This is a genomic window from Citrobacter sp. Cf125, from assembly GCF_030333935.1.
Classification (GTDB): Bacteria; Pseudomonadota; Gammaproteobacteria; order Enterobacterales; family Enterobacteriaceae; genus Citrobacter; species Citrobacter freundii.
The window spans coordinates 206,573-222,403 of sequence record NZ_JAOWEY010000025.1 but is presented as its reverse complement, the minus strand read 5'-3'; the positions used below and the strand labels follow the sequence as shown (position 1 = coordinate 222,403).

Annotated in this window: 15 protein-coding genes; 10 read left to right on the top strand and 5 right to left on the bottom strand. The window is 51.5% G+C overall.

Features of this window, described 5'->3' with window-relative positions:
• Nucleotides 1–130: 130 nt before the first annotated feature.
• The 4 genes from clpX to bolA all read right to left on the bottom strand — a co-directional run bounded on the left by clpX (nucleotide 131) and on the right by bolA (nucleotide 4,362).
• Nucleotides 131–1,405, bottom strand: coding sequence for an ATP-dependent protease ATP-binding subunit ClpX (gene clpX, locus OGV89_RS17755; RefSeq protein ID WP_003831013.1), 1,275 nt, complete (start codon nucleotides 1,403–1,405; stop codon nucleotides 131–133).
• A 126-nt stretch (nucleotides 1,406–1,531) separates the two neighbouring features.
• Entirely contained in the window at nucleotides 1,532–2,155 is a 624-nt protein-coding gene (gene clpP / locus OGV89_RS17750; RefSeq protein WP_003021624.1) for an ATP-dependent Clp endopeptidase proteolytic subunit ClpP, read from the bottom strand.
• Nucleotides 2,156–2,402: 247 nt separating this feature from the next.
• On the bottom strand, nucleotides 2,403–3,701 hold the full coding sequence (gene tig, locus OGV89_RS17745) for a trigger factor (RefSeq protein WP_003021622.1): 1,299 nt from the start codon (nucleotides 3,699–3,701) through the stop codon (nucleotides 2,403–2,405).
• Between the two features lie 343 nt (nucleotides 3,702–4,044).
• On the bottom strand, nucleotides 4,045–4,362 hold the full coding sequence (gene bolA / locus OGV89_RS17740) for a transcriptional regulator BolA (protein ID WP_003021619.1): 318 nt from the start codon (nucleotides 4,360–4,362) through the stop codon (nucleotides 4,045–4,047).
• A 305-nt stretch (nucleotides 4,363–4,667) separates the two neighbouring features.
• On the opposite strand from bolA, the gene OGV89_RS17735 reads away from it, so the two are divergent.
• The 8 genes from OGV89_RS17735 to OGV89_RS17700 all read left to right on the top strand — a co-directional run bounded on the left by OGV89_RS17735 (nucleotide 4,668) and on the right by OGV89_RS17700 (nucleotide 13,604).
• A complete protein-coding gene (locus OGV89_RS17735) occupies nucleotides 4,668–5,246 on the top strand; it encodes a lipoprotein (RefSeq protein ID WP_003021617.1) in 579 nt (192 codons plus the stop codon).
• A 44-nt stretch (nucleotides 5,247–5,290) separates the two neighbouring features.
• Nucleotides 5,291–6,766: a muropeptide MFS transporter AmpG gene (gene ampG / locus OGV89_RS17730; RefSeq protein WP_016149701.1), complete on the top strand. Its 1,476-nt coding sequence runs from the start codon at nucleotides 5,291–5,293 to the stop codon at nucleotides 6,764–6,766.
• A gap of 458 nt (nucleotides 6,767–7,224) precedes the next feature.
• Entirely contained in the window at nucleotides 7,225–8,172 is a 948-nt protein-coding gene (gene cyoA, locus OGV89_RS17725; protein ID WP_003021613.1) for a cytochrome o ubiquinol oxidase subunit II, read from the top strand.
• A 19-nt stretch (nucleotides 8,173–8,191) separates the two neighbouring features.
• Nucleotides 8,192–10,183, top strand: a complete 1,992-nt coding sequence (cyoB, locus tag OGV89_RS17720; RefSeq protein WP_003021610.1) for a cytochrome o ubiquinol oxidase subunit I — start codon at nucleotides 8,192–8,194, stop codon at nucleotides 10,181–10,183.
• Nucleotides 10,173–10,787, top strand: a complete 615-nt coding sequence (locus OGV89_RS17715) for a cytochrome o ubiquinol oxidase subunit III (RefSeq protein WP_003831007.1) — start codon at nucleotides 10,173–10,175, stop codon at nucleotides 10,785–10,787. Before cyoB ends, OGV89_RS17715 begins: the two co-directional genes overlap by 11 nt.
• Entirely contained in the window at nucleotides 10,787–11,116 is a 330-nt protein-coding gene (locus tag OGV89_RS17710; protein WP_003021607.1) for a cytochrome o ubiquinol oxidase subunit IV, read from the top strand. The genes OGV89_RS17715 and OGV89_RS17710 overlap by 1 nt, the downstream gene beginning before the upstream one ends.
• Before the next feature lie 11 nt (nucleotides 11,117–11,127).
• Complete coding sequence (gene cyoE, locus OGV89_RS17705) at nucleotides 11,128–12,018, top strand: heme o synthase (protein WP_003835956.1); 891 nt, start codon at nucleotides 11,128–11,130, stop codon at nucleotides 12,016–12,018.
• Between the two features lie 221 nt (nucleotides 12,019–12,239).
• A complete protein-coding gene (locus OGV89_RS17700) occupies nucleotides 12,240–13,604 on the top strand; it encodes an MFS transporter (protein ID WP_286559045.1) in 1,365 nt (454 codons plus the stop codon).
• Nucleotides 13,605–13,684: 80 nt separating this feature from the next.
• On the opposite strand, the gene OGV89_RS17695 is transcribed toward OGV89_RS17700, so the two are convergent.
• Entirely contained in the window at nucleotides 13,685–14,176 is a 492-nt protein-coding gene (locus OGV89_RS17695) for a YajQ family cyclic di-GMP-binding protein (RefSeq protein WP_003831002.1), read from the bottom strand.
• Between the two features lie 174 nt (nucleotides 14,177–14,350).
• Between OGV89_RS17695 and panE the strand changes: the two genes are divergently transcribed.
• Both panE and yajL read left to right on the top strand, forming a co-directional pair.
• Nucleotides 14,351–15,262: a 2-dehydropantoate 2-reductase gene (gene panE / locus OGV89_RS17690; RefSeq protein ID WP_003021593.1), complete on the top strand. Its 912-nt coding sequence runs from the start codon at nucleotides 14,351–14,353 to the stop codon at nucleotides 15,260–15,262.
• Nucleotides 15,225–15,815 (top strand): protein deglycase YajL, encoded by a 591-nt coding sequence (yajL, locus tag OGV89_RS17685; protein WP_003847587.1) that lies wholly within the window; start codon nucleotides 15,225–15,227, stop codon nucleotides 15,813–15,815. The genes panE and yajL overlap by 38 nt, the downstream gene beginning before the upstream one ends.
• The last annotated feature ends 16 nt before the right edge of the window (nucleotides 15,816–15,831 follow it).

Genomic DNA, 15,831 nt, shown 5'->3' with positions numbered 1-15,831 from the left:
TCACACCACCTTTAACATGTATGTCAGTATATGGGGATGTTTCCCACACATTCAACGCCATGTTTACGGAAAAATAAAAGGGGAGATAAAATCCCCCCTTTTTAATTAAATGTCTGTATGAATTGATGAATTATTCGCCAGATGCCTGCTGTGCTTCCGGCTTACCGTAAATCAGCAATGGCTTGCTCTGGCCGCCAATCACCGACTCGTCGATCACCACTTTTTCGACGTCTTCCATAGAAGGCAGATCGTACATGGTGTCGAGCAGCGCGGCTTCGACGATAGAACGCAGACCACGGGCACCGGTTTTACGCGCCATCGCTTTCTTGGCGATCGCATCCAGCGCTTCCTCACGGAACTCCAGATCAACACCTTCAAGATTGAACAACGCCTGGTACTGCTTGGTCAGGGCATTTTTCGGCTCTTTGAGGATCTGAATCAGCGCTTCTTCACTCAGTTCGCTCAGGGTTGCCACAACCGGCAGACGACCGATGAACTCAGGGATCAGACCAAATTTGATCAGATCTTCCGGTTCGACCTGCGACAGCAGTTCACCTTCGCTGGCTTTATCAGACTGTGCTTTTACCGTTGCGCCAAAACCAATGCCGGAGCCAGTTTCAACACGGTTAGCAATCACTTTATCCAGACCGGCAAAGGCACCACCGCAGATAAACAGGATCTTGGAGGTATCAACCTGCAGGAATTCCTGCTGAGGATGTTTACGACCACCCTGCGGCGGAACGGCAGCAACCGTACCTTCGATCAGTTTCAACAGCGCCTGCTGTACGCCTTCGCCAGAAACGTCACGGGTAATGGACGGGTTATCAGACTTACGAGAAATCTTGTCGATTTCATCGATATAGACGATCCCACGCTGTGCTTTCTGCACGTCGTAATCGCACTTCTGCAACAGTTTCTGAATAATATTTTCAACATCTTCACCCACATAACCGGCTTCGGTCAGCGTAGTGGCATCAGCCATAGTGAACGGCACATCCAGCAGGCGCGCCAGCGTTTCAGCCAGCAGCGTTTTACCGGAACCCGTCGGGCCAATCAGCAGGATGTTACTTTTGCCCAACTCAACCCCATTGCTGGTGTCGCCGTTGCGCAGACGTTTGTAATGGTTGTATACCGCGACCGCCAGCACTTTCTTCGCCTGCTCCTGACCGATAACGTAATCGTCCAGGTGGTTGCGAATTTCATGTGGCGTCGGCAGCGCACTGCGTTCACGGTGCGGTGCTACTTCCTTAATCTCTTCGCGAATGATGTCGTTGCATAAATCAACACATTCGTCGCAGATATACACGGATGGACCGGCAATCAGCTTACGCACTTCATGCTGGCTTTTGCCGCAAAAAGAGCAGTACAACAATTTGCCCGAGCCATCTTTGCGTTTATCTGTCATGGGTCAAAACCTCTTCTTTGTTCTTTGTGCCGCACACGACGACGCAAATGCCATTCTCAGGCGCAAGACGCTAGTCAGCGTTGTGCCGCTCCAGGTAATTATAGCGGCACACCTGCGCACTGGGCATTAATTACGATGGGTCAAAATCGAGTCGACCAGACCGTACTCTACCGCTTCAGAAGCGGAGAGGAAGCGATCGCGCTCGGTATCACGTTCAATCTGCTCAAGAGATTGACCCGTATGATGCGCCATAAGTTCGTTCATGCGCCCTTTTACCTTCAGGATTTCACGGGCATGAATTTCAATATCCGTTGCCTGGCCCTGGTAACCGCCCAGAGGCTGGTGGATCATGACGCGAGAGTTAGGCAGGCAAAAACGTTTGCCTTTCGCCCCGGCGGTCAGCAGGAACGCCCCCATTGAGGCCGCCTGGCCCATACAAATGGTGCTGACGTCCGGCTTAATAAACTGCATGGTGTCATAGATAGACATCCCGGCAGTGATCACTCCACCAGGGGAGTTGATGTACAGGTAGATATCTTTTTCTGGGTTTTCTGCTTCCAGGAACAGCATCTGCGCCACGATCAGGTTAGCCATATGGTCTTCGACCTGGCCGGTCAGAAAAATGACGCGTTCCTTAAGTAGACGAGAATAGATATCAAAAGAGCGCTCACCACGTGAGGTCTGTTCAATGACCATCGGCACCAGCGCCATATGGGGTGCAAAGTTATCTCGTTCGCCGCTGTATGACATTTCCGTCTCCTGGATAAAATTTGAAAAAACCTGCTGTGCTGATTGTAACCTTATGGACGGATTATCAGCTAGTCCCTCAGTAATGGGTACGACATCGCCATAATTCAAGCATAACAATCTTTTGTTGTAACGCTAACACTGAAACGCTGTTTTCGCACTCTTCCCATGCAAAATGCGTGACAAAAAAAAACCCGCCACCAAAAGGTGACGGGCTTGCGTACGAAATTCGTGCTAAAAAAGCGACGAATTACGCCTGCTGGTTCATCAGCTCGTTGAAGGAAGTGGCTTTTTCAGTCACTTTCGCTTTCGCCAGAACGGCTTCAACAGCCTGCTCTTCCAGAGCGACGTTACGCATGTTGTCCATCAGCTCTTTATTTTTGCTGTAGAACTCAACCACTTCTTTCGGATCTTCGTAAGCAGAAGCCATCTCTTCGATCAGGCCTTTAACGCGATCTTCGTCAGCTTTCAGTTCGTTGGTGCGAATCACTTCGCCCAGCAGCAGACCAACAACTACGCGACGCTTAGCCTGTTCTTCGAACAGTTCACGCGGCAGTTCCAGAGCTTGTTTCTCGTTGCCGCCGAAACGCTGTGCAGCCTGACGACGCAGAACGTCGATTTCGCTGTCGATCAGCGCAGCCGGAACGTCGATGTCGTTAGCTTTTACCAGACCTTCGATCGCCTGAGACTTAACGCGGTTACGCACAGCGCCTTTCAGCTCGCGTTCCATGTTTTTGCGTACTTCAGCGCGCAGACCTGCTACGGAACCATCTTCAACGCCGAAACGTTTGATGAATTCTTCAGTCAGTTCCGGCAGTTCGCGTTCTTCAACTTTCTTCAGGTTGATAACGAACTTAGCGGCTTTACCTTTCAGGTTTTCAGCGTGGTACTCTTCCGGGAAAGTCACGTCGATAGTGAACTCTTCGCCAGCTTTGTGGCCTTTAACGCCTTCTTCAAAGCCTGGGATCATACGACCCTGGCCCATCGCCAGTACGAAGTCAGACGCTTTGCCGCCTTCGAACTCTTCGCCGTCTACAGAACCGGTGAAGTCGATGGTTACACGGTCTTCTGCATCAGCAGCGCCGTCTTTGTCTTTCCAGGTAGCCTGCTGCTTACGCAGGGTATCCAGCATCACGTCAACGTCAGCGTCGGTGACTTCAACAACCGGTTTTTCAACTTCGATTGCTTCCAGACCAGTCAGCTCAACTTCCGGGTAAACTTCGAACTCTACCGCGTAAGTAAAATCTTCACCCAGTTTGTATTCGCCCGGAACGTAGTTCGGTGCGCCAGCCGGATTGATTTTTTCTTTGATGATCGCGTCAACGAAGTTGCGGCTCATCAGGTCGCCCAGAACGTCCTGGCGAACAGATGCGCCATAACGCTGAGCAACAACATTCATCGGTACTTTTCCTTTGCGGAAACCGTCAATACGCACTTTCTTCGCTACGTTGACCAGCTCGCTTTTCACAGCGGTCTCGATGCTGTCAGCAGCGATAGTAATCGTTACACGGCGGCCAAGGCCTTGAGTGGTTTCAACTGAAACTTGCATCTTGTTACCTCAAAAAATCACAGTGCTCGGTCAACTCTTCTCCGCAAGCACAGGTTGTTGGCTTCGCGGAACTGGGATGTTCTCATAAGCAATCACATTCCCTGTCGTCAGAATCATCCCGAAGACATTCCGAAAAATAAGACGCGCATTATAGCGGCATCACTTTTATGAGTCGAGAACGGTTATCGCGCGTTGCTGCGGCTTTTTTCACAATTCCCGGCTAATTTTTGTCTGAATACTGTACGACTGCCCCAGAATTCAGACAAAACAAAACGGCCCGCAGGCCGTTTTCACATAATCTGTAGCAACATACTGGAAAAGCGTCGGTTGTTGCAAATCCGTTTTACGCGATGCTTCCCGCCCCACGACACGGAGGCGATGCAAAAATCGTATCCTGCAACGCTTCCCACTCCTTAATGGTGTAGGTATGCAGGGCAAGAGCATGAACGGTTGTGGAAAGCTCCGCCGTTAACGTGCTGTAAATCATCCGATGACGATTAAGAAAACGTTCACCTGTAAAGCGATCGCTAACCAGCACAACCTTAAAGTGGCTTTCAGAACCAGCCGGGACATTGTGACGATAGCTTTCATCCACAACTTCGAGGAACACGGGTTCGAACGCTGCCCTTAATTTTTCTTCTATTTGCTCACGAATCATCATGAAATTTTCCTCCGACAACGCTGAGATGTCACCCATCCCTTTAAATACTAGCCGCTTTTACCGTTTTCATTACACCTTAGCAACAAAAAATTAGCGCTTGTCTGATTTTCTCAGCCAAACGGATGAAGTTCACTGAATCCTCACTTCGATTTATTGCAAAAAGTCCGTTTATGGTCTCCACAAAGCCATAAAACGGACAACACAATGAATTTACATGCGTTACCCACTTCCCCTCATCGTTGGCGATGTTATGATGGCGGGAATTTTCTCCAACCATACAATTTAGATTCGCTGAGAGCCCTGGCATGTTTAAAAAAATCCTCTTCCCGTTAGTCGCGATGTTCATGTTAGCTGGATGCGCAACGCCGCCGACCACTATTGAAGTCTCCCCGAAAATTACCCTGCCACAGCAGGACCCAAGCCTGATGGGCGTGACCGTTAGCATCAACGGTGCCGACCAGCGTCAGGATCAAGCGCTGGCAAAAGTCACCCGCGACAACCAGCTGGTTACGCTGACTGCGTCCCGCGATCTGCGCTTCCTGCTGCAAGAAGTACTGGAAAAACAGATGACCGCACGCGGTTATATGATTGGACCAAACGGCGCTGTAAACCTGCAAATCATTGTTAGCCAGCTGTACGCTGACGTGTCTCAGGGTAGCGTGCGCTATAACATTGCCACCAAAGCAGATATCGCCATCATTGCGACCGCTGCTAACGGCAACAAAATGACCAAAAACTACCGCGCAAGCTATTCTGTTGAAGGCGCACTGCAGGCCTCTAACAAAAATATCGCTGACGCCGTTAACAGCGTGCTGACCGACACCATCGCTGATATGTCTCAGGACACCAGCGTTCACGATTTCATCAAGCAGAACGCTCGTTAATTTCTGCCCATATGGCCCGGCGTTCGTCGGGCCTATAGAAGCCCATGTCCAGTCATTACTTACGTATTTTTCAGCAACCACGCTCAGCTATCCTGCTTATTCTGGGGTTCGCCTCCGGTTTACCGCTCGCACTCACCTCCGGTACGCTTCAGGCGTGGATGACGGTCGAGAATATCGATCTTAAAACCATCGGTTTCTTTTCCCTGGTAGGTCAGGCCTACGTATTTAAGTTTCTCTGGTCCCCGTTGATGGACCGTTACACGCCACCGTTTTTAGGTCGACGTCGCGGCTGGCTGCTGGCGACCCAGGTGCTGTTGTTAATTTCTATCGCCGCGATGGGCTTTCTGGAGCCTGGCACACAGTTACGCTGGATGGCCGCACTCGCAGTGGTGATCGCTTTTTGCTCGGCCTCGCAGGATATCGTCTTTGATGCCTGGAAAACCGACGTGTTGCCCGCAGAAGAGCGCGGCACCGGCGCGGCTATCAGCGTGCTGGGCTATCGATTAGGGATGCTGGTTTCAGGCGGACTGGCCCTGTGGATGGCCGATCGCTGGCTGGGCTGGCAAGGGATGTACTGGCTGATGGCAGCGCTGTTGATTCCTTGTATCATCGCCACCCTGTTAGCACCCGAACCGACTGACACCATTCCGGTACCTAAAACGCTGGAACAGGCGGTTGCGGCTCCGCTGCGCGACTTCTTTGGTCGTAACAACGCCTGGCTTATCCTGCTGCTTATTGTGCTGTATAAGCTCGGGGATGCCTTCGCCATGAGCCTGACCACCACCTTTTTGATCCGCGGCGTTGGATTTGATGCGGGTGAGGTTGGTGTGGTGAATAAAACGCTCGGGCTTCTGGCAACCATCGTTGGTGCATTGTACGGCGGGATCCTGATGCAGCGCCTTTCGCTGTTCCGCGCATTGCTGATATTTGGCATTCTGCAAGGGGCGTCAAATGCAGGCTACTGGCTATTGTCCATCACTGACAAACACATGTTCAGTATGGCGGCCGCCGTCTTCTTTGAAAACCTGTGTGGCGGAATGGGCACGGCGGCGTTTGTCGCTTTATTAATGACGCTGTGCAATAAGTCCTTCTCAGCGACCCAGTTCGCCCTGCTCTCCGCGCTTTCAGCCGTTGGTCGCGTTTATGTTGGCCCGGTGGCGGGTTGGTTTGTCGAAGCACACGGCTGGCCGACGTTTTATCTGTTCTCCGTGTTTGCCGCGATCCCCGGCCTCATACTGCTGCTGGTATGTCGCCAGACCCTGGAACATAGCTGGCAAAATGAAAGCTTTATTCCGCGTACGGAATTTCGTGGAGCGTACAGTCTGGCATTAATGACGTTGGTAGTAGGCTGCTGCCTGCTGCTGGCTTGGCTGCTGCTGTTAACCATGAATGCGCTGGATTACACCAACTTCTCCTTCCTGCCGGAACTGCTTGAAGTCTCGGTGGCGGTCGCGGTCTGCGGGGTGATTTTTGGCGGATTGCTGGATTATCTGGCTCTGCGCAAAAACCGTCTGGCATAAAAAACCGTATTAATAAGCCGTTGTAATCACCTTGCGTAATTATAACGGCTAAATAAACAACAATTGATAAAAATAATATTTGTTATTTTGTGCGCCAAAGAATTTGGAAATTATTGACGCCTTTTATATATTTTATTTTCCTTACTCGATTCAGCCACTACAGATTTATTTTTTGTTCCCAAATTGTCTTTTTATTGATAATCAATTGTTAAGCAATTGTTTTATTTTCGTATTGGTTATACCAATTGCCCTCAGCCTGTCCCCTACCTGCCTGCTTTCGTTATAACGTGATGTTGCAACAGGTTCTTAAAGTCAAAGCGACATATATTGCAACATATGTGACATGCACGGCAGAACCCAGTAACACAGATCCAAGGATGTTTACAGTAATGTAACCTTCCCGTAAAATGCCCTCACACTTTAAACGCCACCCGGTCCCGTGGAATTGAGGTCGTTAAATGAGACTCAGGAAATACAATAAAAGTTTGGGATGGTTGTCATTAATTGCAGGCACTGCGTTACTCAGTGGCTGTAATTCTGCGCTGCTTGACCCTAAAGGACAGATTGGACTGGAACAACGTTCACTGATACTGACGGCATTTGGCCTGATGTTGATTGTCGTTATTCCTGCCATCTTGATGGCTGTTGGTTTTGCCTGGAAGTATCGTGCAAGCAATAAAGATGCGAAGTACAGCCCGAACTGGTCACACTCCAATAAAGTGGAAGCTGTGGTCTGGACGGTGCCGATCTTAATCATCATTTTCCTTGCCGTTCTGACCTGGAAAACCACTCACGCTCTTGAGCCAAGCAAACCGCTGGCGCATGACGAGAAGCCCATTACCATCGAAGTGGTTTCCATGGACTGGAAATGGTTCTTCATCTATCCGGAACAGGGTATCGCTACCGTGAATGAAATCGCCTTCCCGGCGAATACTCCGGTTGAGTTCAAAGTGACATCCAACTCCGTGATGAACTCCTTCTTTATCCCGCGTCTGGGTAGCCAGATTTATGCCATGGCCGGCATGCAGACTCGACTGCATCTGATCGCCAACGAAGTCGGTACTTATGATGGTATCTCCGCAAGCTATAGCGGACCAGGCTTCTCCGGTATGAAGTTCAAGGCTATCGCAACAAAGGACCGCGCCGAATTCGACCAATGGGTTGCTAAAGCTAAACAGTCCACGAACACCATGAGCGACATGGCTGCGTTCGAGAAAGTGGCTGTGCCAAGCGAATACAACCAGGTGGAATACTTCTCCAACGTGAAACCCGATTTGTTTAAAGATGTTATTAACAAATTTATGGCTCACGGTAAGAGCATGGACATGACCCAACCCGAAGGTGAGCACAACGCACACGAAGGCATGGAAGGCATGGACATGAGCCACGCGGAATCCGCTCACTAAGGGGCCGAGGAAGAATACGATGTTCGGAAAATTGACGCTGGATGCAGTGCCGTTCCATGAACCCATTGTCATGGTTACGATCGCTGCCATTATCATCGGTGGTGCGGCCTTACTGGGCCTAATCACTTACTTCGGTAAGTGGACCTACCTGTGGAAAGAGTGGCTGACTTCGGTTGACCACAAACGCCTTGGCATCATGTATGTCATTGTTGCAATCGTCATGTTGATTCGTGGCTTTGCCGACGCCATCATGATGCGTAGTCAGCAAGCGCTGGCTTCTGCAGGTGAAGCGGGCTTCTTGCCACCTCACCACTACGATCAGATCTTCACGGCTCACGGCGTGATTATGATCTTCTTCGTGGCAATGCCATTTGTTATCGGTCTGATGAACCTGGTGGTTCCACTGCAGATCGGTGCACGTGACGTTGCATTCCCGTTCCTGAACAACCTGAGCTTCTGGTTCACCGTTGTCGGCGTAATCCTGGTTAACCTGTCTCTGGGCGTGGGTGAATTCGCGCAGACCGGTTGGCTGGCGTATCCGCCGCTCTCGGGAATAGAGTACAGTCCAAGCGTCGGGGTCGATTATTGGATATGGGCAGTCCAGTTGTCCGGTATTGGTACAACCCTGACCGGTATCAACTTCTTTGTGACCATCATTAAGATGCGTGCACCAGGAATGACCATGTTCAAGATGCCGGTATTCAGCTGGGCGTCTCTGTGCGCGAACATCCTGATTATCGCTTCTTTCCCAATCCTGACGGTTACCGTCGCGTTGCTGACCCTGGATCGCTATCTGGGTACCCATTTCTTTACCAACGATATGGGCGGCAACATGATGATGTACATCAACCTGATTTGGGCCTGGGGCCATCCGGAAGTGTATATCCTGGTTCTGCCGGTCTTCGGGGTGTTCTCCGAAATCGCAGCAACCTTCTCACGTAAACGTCTGTTTGGTTACACCTCGCTGGTGTGGGCAACCGTGTGTATCACCGTTCTGTCGTTCGTTGTTTGGCTGCACCACTTCTTCACCATGGGTGCAGGCGCTAACGTAAACGCCTTCTTCGGTATTACCACCATGATTATCGCCATCCCGACCGGGGTGAAGATCTTCAACTGGCTGTTCACCATGTATCAGGGCCGTATCGTATTCCACTCAGCGATGCTGTGGACGATTGGCTTTATCGTGACCTTCTCAGTCGGCGGCATGACCGGCGTACTGCTGGCGGTTCCGGGTGCAGACTTCGTACTGCACAACAGTCTGTTCCTGATTGCGCACTTCCATAACGTTATCATCGGCGGCGTCGTATTTGGCTGCTTCGCAGGTATGACCTACTGGTGGCCAAAAGCGTTTGGCTTCACGCTGAACGAAACCTGGGGTAAACGCGCATTCTGGTTCTGGATCATCGGCTTCTTCGTGGCATTTATGCCGCTGTACGTGCTGGGCTTCATGGGTATGACCCGTCGCCTCAGCCAGCAGATTGACCCGCAGTTCCATCCGATGCTGGTCGTTGCCGCCTGCGGTGCCGCGCTGATTGCATTGGGTATCCTGTGCCAGCTGATTCAGATCTACGTTTCTATTCGCGACCGCGAGCAGAACCGTGACCTGACCGGTGACCCATGGGGTGGTCGTACGCTGGAGTGGGCAACATCTTCCCCGCCTCCGTTCTATAACTTTGCCGTTGTGCCGCACGTTCACGAGCGTGATGCCTTCTGGGAAATGAAAGAAAAAGGTGAAGCGTACAAGCAGCCTGCGCACTATGAAGAAATTCATATGCCGAAGAACAGCGGTGCCGGTATCGTCATTACCGCCTTCGCAACACTGTTTGGTTTCGCCATGATCTGGCATATCTGGTGGCTGGCGATTGCAAGCTTCGCAGGCATGATCATCAGCTGGATTGTGAAAAGCTTTGATGAAGACGTGGATTACTACGTGCCGGTCCCGGAAGTCGAAAAACTGGAAAACCAGCATTTCGATGAGATTACTAAGGCAGGGCTGAAAAATGGCAACTGATACTTTAACGCACGCGACTGCCCACGCGCACGAACACGGGCACCACGATGCAGGCCAGACCAAGATCTTCGGATTCTGGGTCTACCTGATGAGCGACTGCATTCTGTTCTCTATTCTGTTTGCAACCTATGCCGTTCTGGTGAACGGCACCGCAGGTGGCCCAACAGGTAAAGACATTTTTGAACTGCCGTTCGTTCTGGTTGAAACATTCCTGCTGTTATTCAGCTCCATTACTTACGGCATGGCAGCGATTGCCATGTACAAGAACAACAAGAGCCAGGTTATCTCCTGGCTGGCGTTGACCTTCTTGTTCGGTGCCGGATTCATCGGGATGGAACTCTATGAATTCCATCACCTGATTGTTAACGGCATGGGCCCGGATCGTAGCGGTTTCCTGTCTGCGTTCTTCGCGCTGGTCGGCACGCACGGTCTGCACGTCACCTCCGGTCTTATCTGGATGGCGGTTCTGATGGTGCAAGTCGCTCGTCGCGGCCTGACCAGTACTAACCGTACCCGCATCATGTGCCTGAGCCTGTTCTGGCACTTCCTGGATGTGGTATGGATCTGTGTGTTCACTGTTGTTTATCTGATGGGGGCGATGTAATGAGTCATGCTAACGAGAGCGGCGGCGCATCCCATGGCAGCGTAAAAACCTACATGACAGGTTTTATCCTGTCGATCATCCTGACGGTCATTCCGTTCTGGATGGTGATGACAGGTTCTGCCTCTCCGGCCGTCATTCTGGGAACTATTCTGGCAATGGCAGTGGTACAGATTCTGGTGCACCTGGTGTGCTTCCTGCACATGAATAGCAAATCTGATGAAGGTTGGAACATGACGGCCTTTGTCTTTACTGTGCTAATCATCGCCATCCTGGTTGTGGGCTCCATCTGGATTATGTGGAACCTTAACTACAACATGATGATGCACTAAGAGCGGCGATTATGATGTTTAAGCAATACCTGCAAGTAACGAAACCAGGCATCATCTTTGGCAACCTGATCTCGGTGATTGGGGGGTTCCTGCTGGCCTCGAAAGGCAGCATTGATTATCCCCTGTTTATCTACACGCTGGTTGGGGTGTCACTGGTTGTGGCGTCGGGTTGTGTATTTAACAACTACATCGACAGGGATATCGACAGGAAGATGGAGAGGACCAAAAACCGCGTGCTGGTTAAAGGTCTGATTTCCCCTGCGGTCTCACTGGTATACGCCACCCTGCTGGGTATTGCTGGCTTTATGCTGCTGTGGTTTGGCGCGAACCCTCTGGCCTGCTGGCTGGGGGTAATGGGCTTCGTGGTCTATGTGGGCGTCTATAGCCTGTACATGAAGCGCCATTCCGTTTATGGCACGCTGATTGGCTCACTCTCCGGCGCTGCGCCGCCGGTGATTGGCTACTGCGCCGTAACCGGTGAGTTCGATAGCGGTGCGCTGATTCTGCTGGCTATTTTCAGCCTGTGGCAGATGCCGCACTCTTACGCGATTGCGATTTTCCGCTTTAAGGATTATCAGGCTGCCAACATCCCGGTACTGCCGGTGGTGAAAGGTATTTCCGTCGCGAAAAACCATATCACGCTGTATATCATCGCATTTGCTATCGCCACGCTGATGCTAACCCTGGGCGGCTATGCAGGTTATAAATACCTGATTGTTGCTGCGGCGGTGAGCGTCTGGTGGTTGGGCATGGCGCTGCGCGGTTATAAAGTGGAAGATGACAAAGTCTGGGCGCGCAAGCTGTTCGGTTTCTCCATCATCGCCATTACCGCGCTTTCCGTGATGATGTCCGTCGACTTTATGGTGCCAAACTCGCAGAACCTGCTGACTTACGTCTGGTAAGTTAATCGTCACATCTTCTATGCCGGATGGCGGCTGACGCCTTATCCGGCCTACAAAAAAGCACATTGCTTGTAGGCCGGATAAGATACGTGAGTATCGTCATCCGGCATTTTCGTTTCCAGCCGACTCCCCTCACAACCCCAACATTTGTTAATAAAGCGCATATTTACCCAGCCTGCTTAGCGCTTTACACTAGGCGCGAAATTAATACAGAGGTGGGAATGAACGATTACAAAATGACGCCCGGTGAGTTGCGCGCCACCTGGGGTTTAGGGACCGTATTCTCGTTGCGCATGCTTGGCATGTTTATGGTTCTACCGGTTCTGACCACGTACGGTATGGCGCTACAGGGCGCCAGCGAAGCGTTGATTGGCCTTGCCATCGGCATTTACGGCCTGGCGCAAGCCGTCTTCCAGATCCCCTTTGGTCTGCTCTCTGACCGCATTGGTCGTAAGCCGCTTATTGTCGGCGGACTGGCGGTATTCGTTCTCGGCAGCGTGATTGCTGCCCTCTCCGATTCAATCTGGGGCATTATTCTTGGTCGCGCATTGCAAGGTTCCGGAGCAATTGCCGCGGCCGTGATGGCGCTGCTTTCCGACTTAACCCGCGAGCAAAACCGCACCAAAGCGATGGCGTTTATCGGCGTCAGCTTTGGTATCACCTTTGCCATTGCGATGGTGCTGGGGCCAATCGTTACCCATGCGCTGGGGCTCCACGCGCTGTTCTGGATGATTGCCGCCCTTGCTACCACGGGTATCGTGCTGACCATTTGGGTCGTTCCCAATAGCACCAGCCACGTACTAAACCGTGAATCGGGCATGGTAAAAGATAGCTTCAGCAAAGTGCTGGCGGAGCCCAAACTGCTGAAGCTCAATTTCGGCATTATGTGCCTGCACATTTTGCTGATGTCCACTTTCGTCGCGTTACCAGGACAACTGGCGAAAGCCGGTTTCCCCGCCGCAGAACACTGGAAAATTTATCTGGTGACGATGCTGCTATCCTTTGTTTCCGTGGTGCCGTTCATCATTTACGCCGAAGTGAAGCGCAAGATGAAACGCGTGTTCCTCGCCTGCGTGTTACTAATCCTTATTGCAGAGATTGTATTGTGGAGCGCTAACATTCGTTTCTGGGGTCTGATTGCGGGCGTGCAGATTTTCTTCCTCGCCTTCAACCTGATGGAAGCTCTCCTCCCCTCGCTTATCAGCAAAGAATCGCCTGCGGGTTACAAAGGCACGGCAATGGGTGTTTACTCCACCAGCCAGTTTCTTGGCGTGGCGATTGGCGGTTCGCTCGGCGGTTGGGTGGTTGAAATGTTTGATGGTCAGGCCGTATTTCTGGCCGGTGCGCTGCTGGCGGCAGTTTGGTTGATTGTGGCAAGCACAATGAAAGAGCCGCCATATGTCAGCAGCCTGCGTGTGGAAATTCCACCAGAAATTGCCGCAGATGACACGTTAAAGCAGCGCCTGCTGGCAAAAGAAGGAATAAGCGAAGTGTTAATTGTGGTGAAAGAGCATTCGGCCTACGTGAAAATCGACAGCAAAGTCACCAATCGATTTGAGGTTGAGCAGGCCATCAGCCAGACGTGATGATTACCGGATGGTAACTAACGTCTCGTCCGGCCTACAAATAGCGTGTGCGACCTGTAGGCCGGATCAGGCATTACGACTTAATCGCGGAAGTTTTTAAACTGGAATGGCTGGCCGAGATCGCCACCGCGAACCAGCGCCATGACGGATTGCAGATCGTCACGCGCCTTACCGGTCACACGAATTTCTTCGCCCTGAATCTGCGCCTGCACCTTCAGCTTGCTGTCTTTGATCAGCTTAACGATTTTCTTTTGCACCGCGCTTTCAATGCCCTGCTTCAGCTTAGCTTCAACAAACCAGGTTTTACCACTGTGCACGAAAGTTTCTGGTACGTCCAGCGAGGTGCCTTCAATACCGCGTTTCAGCAGCTTGGCACGCAAAATATCCAGCAGCTGATTAACCTGAAAATCAGACTCGCTCAGCACCTTAATCGTCTTATTTGACTCATTCAGCTCAAAAGTGGCTTCAACGCCACGAAAATCAAAGCGTGACTCGACTTCACGGCTGGCGTTATCCACCGCGTTACGGGCTTCCTGAAGATCAACTTCAGAGACAATATCGAAAGATGGCATCTTTTCCTCTCCCTTCATTTTTGATGCGAAGCATAATACCTGCAAAGTTACTCAACAGACAGCGCTATACTAGGCTGTATCCTTTCATTGTACGTGGTAGCGACATCTGCGAACAATAATAGGGTGCGGTCGATATGGATTAACACCTGGTGCTGTTGCAGGTGAGGAGGAAGAATGAAAATTACCGTACTGGGATGTGGAGCGTTAGGACAGCTATGGCTTACAGCGCTGTGCAAACATGGACATGAGGTGCAAGGGTGGCTGCGCGTACCGCAACCCTACTGCAGCGTAAACCTGATCGACACGGATGGCTCAGTTTTTAATGAATCCCTGACGGCAAATGACCCCGACTTTTTGGCAAAAAGTGACCTGCTGCTAGTCACCCTGAAGGCCTGGCAGGTTTCTGATGCGGTAAAAGGCCTGTCTGCAATTCTGCCTGAAACCACGCCCATTCTGCTTATTCACAACGGCATGGGGACGATTGAAGAGTTACATAACATTAAGCAACCCTTGCTGATGGGAACCACCACCCACGCAGCACGCCGTGACGGGAACGTCATCATTCATGTCGCTCAGGGAACAACGCGTATTGGGCCGGCGCGTGAGCAAGACGGCGATTTCAGCTATCTGGCTGAAACCCTGCAAGAGGTGCTGCCGGACGTCGCCTGGCATAACACTATTCGCGCCGAGCTTTGGCGCAAGCTGGCCGTCAACTGCGTCATTAACCCGCTGACCGCATTATGGGATTGCCCAAACGGTGAGTTACGCCATCATCCGGAAAAAATAGCGCTCATCTGCGAGGAAGTAGCAGCGGTGATCGAACGCGAAGGCCACCACACATCAGCGGATGATTTACGCTATTATGTCGAGCAAGTGATTGACAGTACGGCGGAAAATATCTCATCTATGCTGCAGGACATTCGCGCCATGCGTCATACCGAGATCGACTACATTACCGGTTATTTGTTAAAACGTGCACGCGCGCACGGCATCGCCGTTCCGGAAAATGCCCGCCTGTTTGAAATGGTTAAAAGAAAGGAAAGTGAGTATGAGCGCTCAAGCACTGGTATGTCTCGCCCCTGGTAGTGAAGAAACCGAAGCGGTTACTACTATCGATCTACTGGTTCGCGGCGGAATTAAGGTCACAACCGCCAGCGTCGCCAGCGATGGCAACCTGACGATCGTGTGCTCGCGCGGTGTGAAACTGCTGGCGGATGCGCCATTAGTCGAAGTTGCTGACGGCGATTTCGACATTATCGTACTGCCGGGCGGTATTAAAGGCGCCGAGTGTTTTCGCGACAGCCCTCTGCTGGTCGAAACCGTGAAGCAGTTTCATCGCTCCGGACGCATTGTCGCGGCAATCTGTGCCGCGGCTGCCACCGTCCTCGTCCCGCACGATATTTTCCCCATCGGTAACATGACCGGTTTTCCGGCGCTGAAAGACCAAATCCCCGCTGATCAATGGCAGGACAAGCGCGTCGTATGGGATCCGCGCGTCAACCTGTTAACCAGCCAGGGACCGGGAACCTCAATCGATTTCGGTTTGAAAATCATTGATCTTCTGGTCAGTCGTGAAAAGGCTTACGAAGTTGCATCACAACTGGTGATGGCAGCGGGAATCTATAACTACTACGAGTAAATCTTCAGGCCACTCC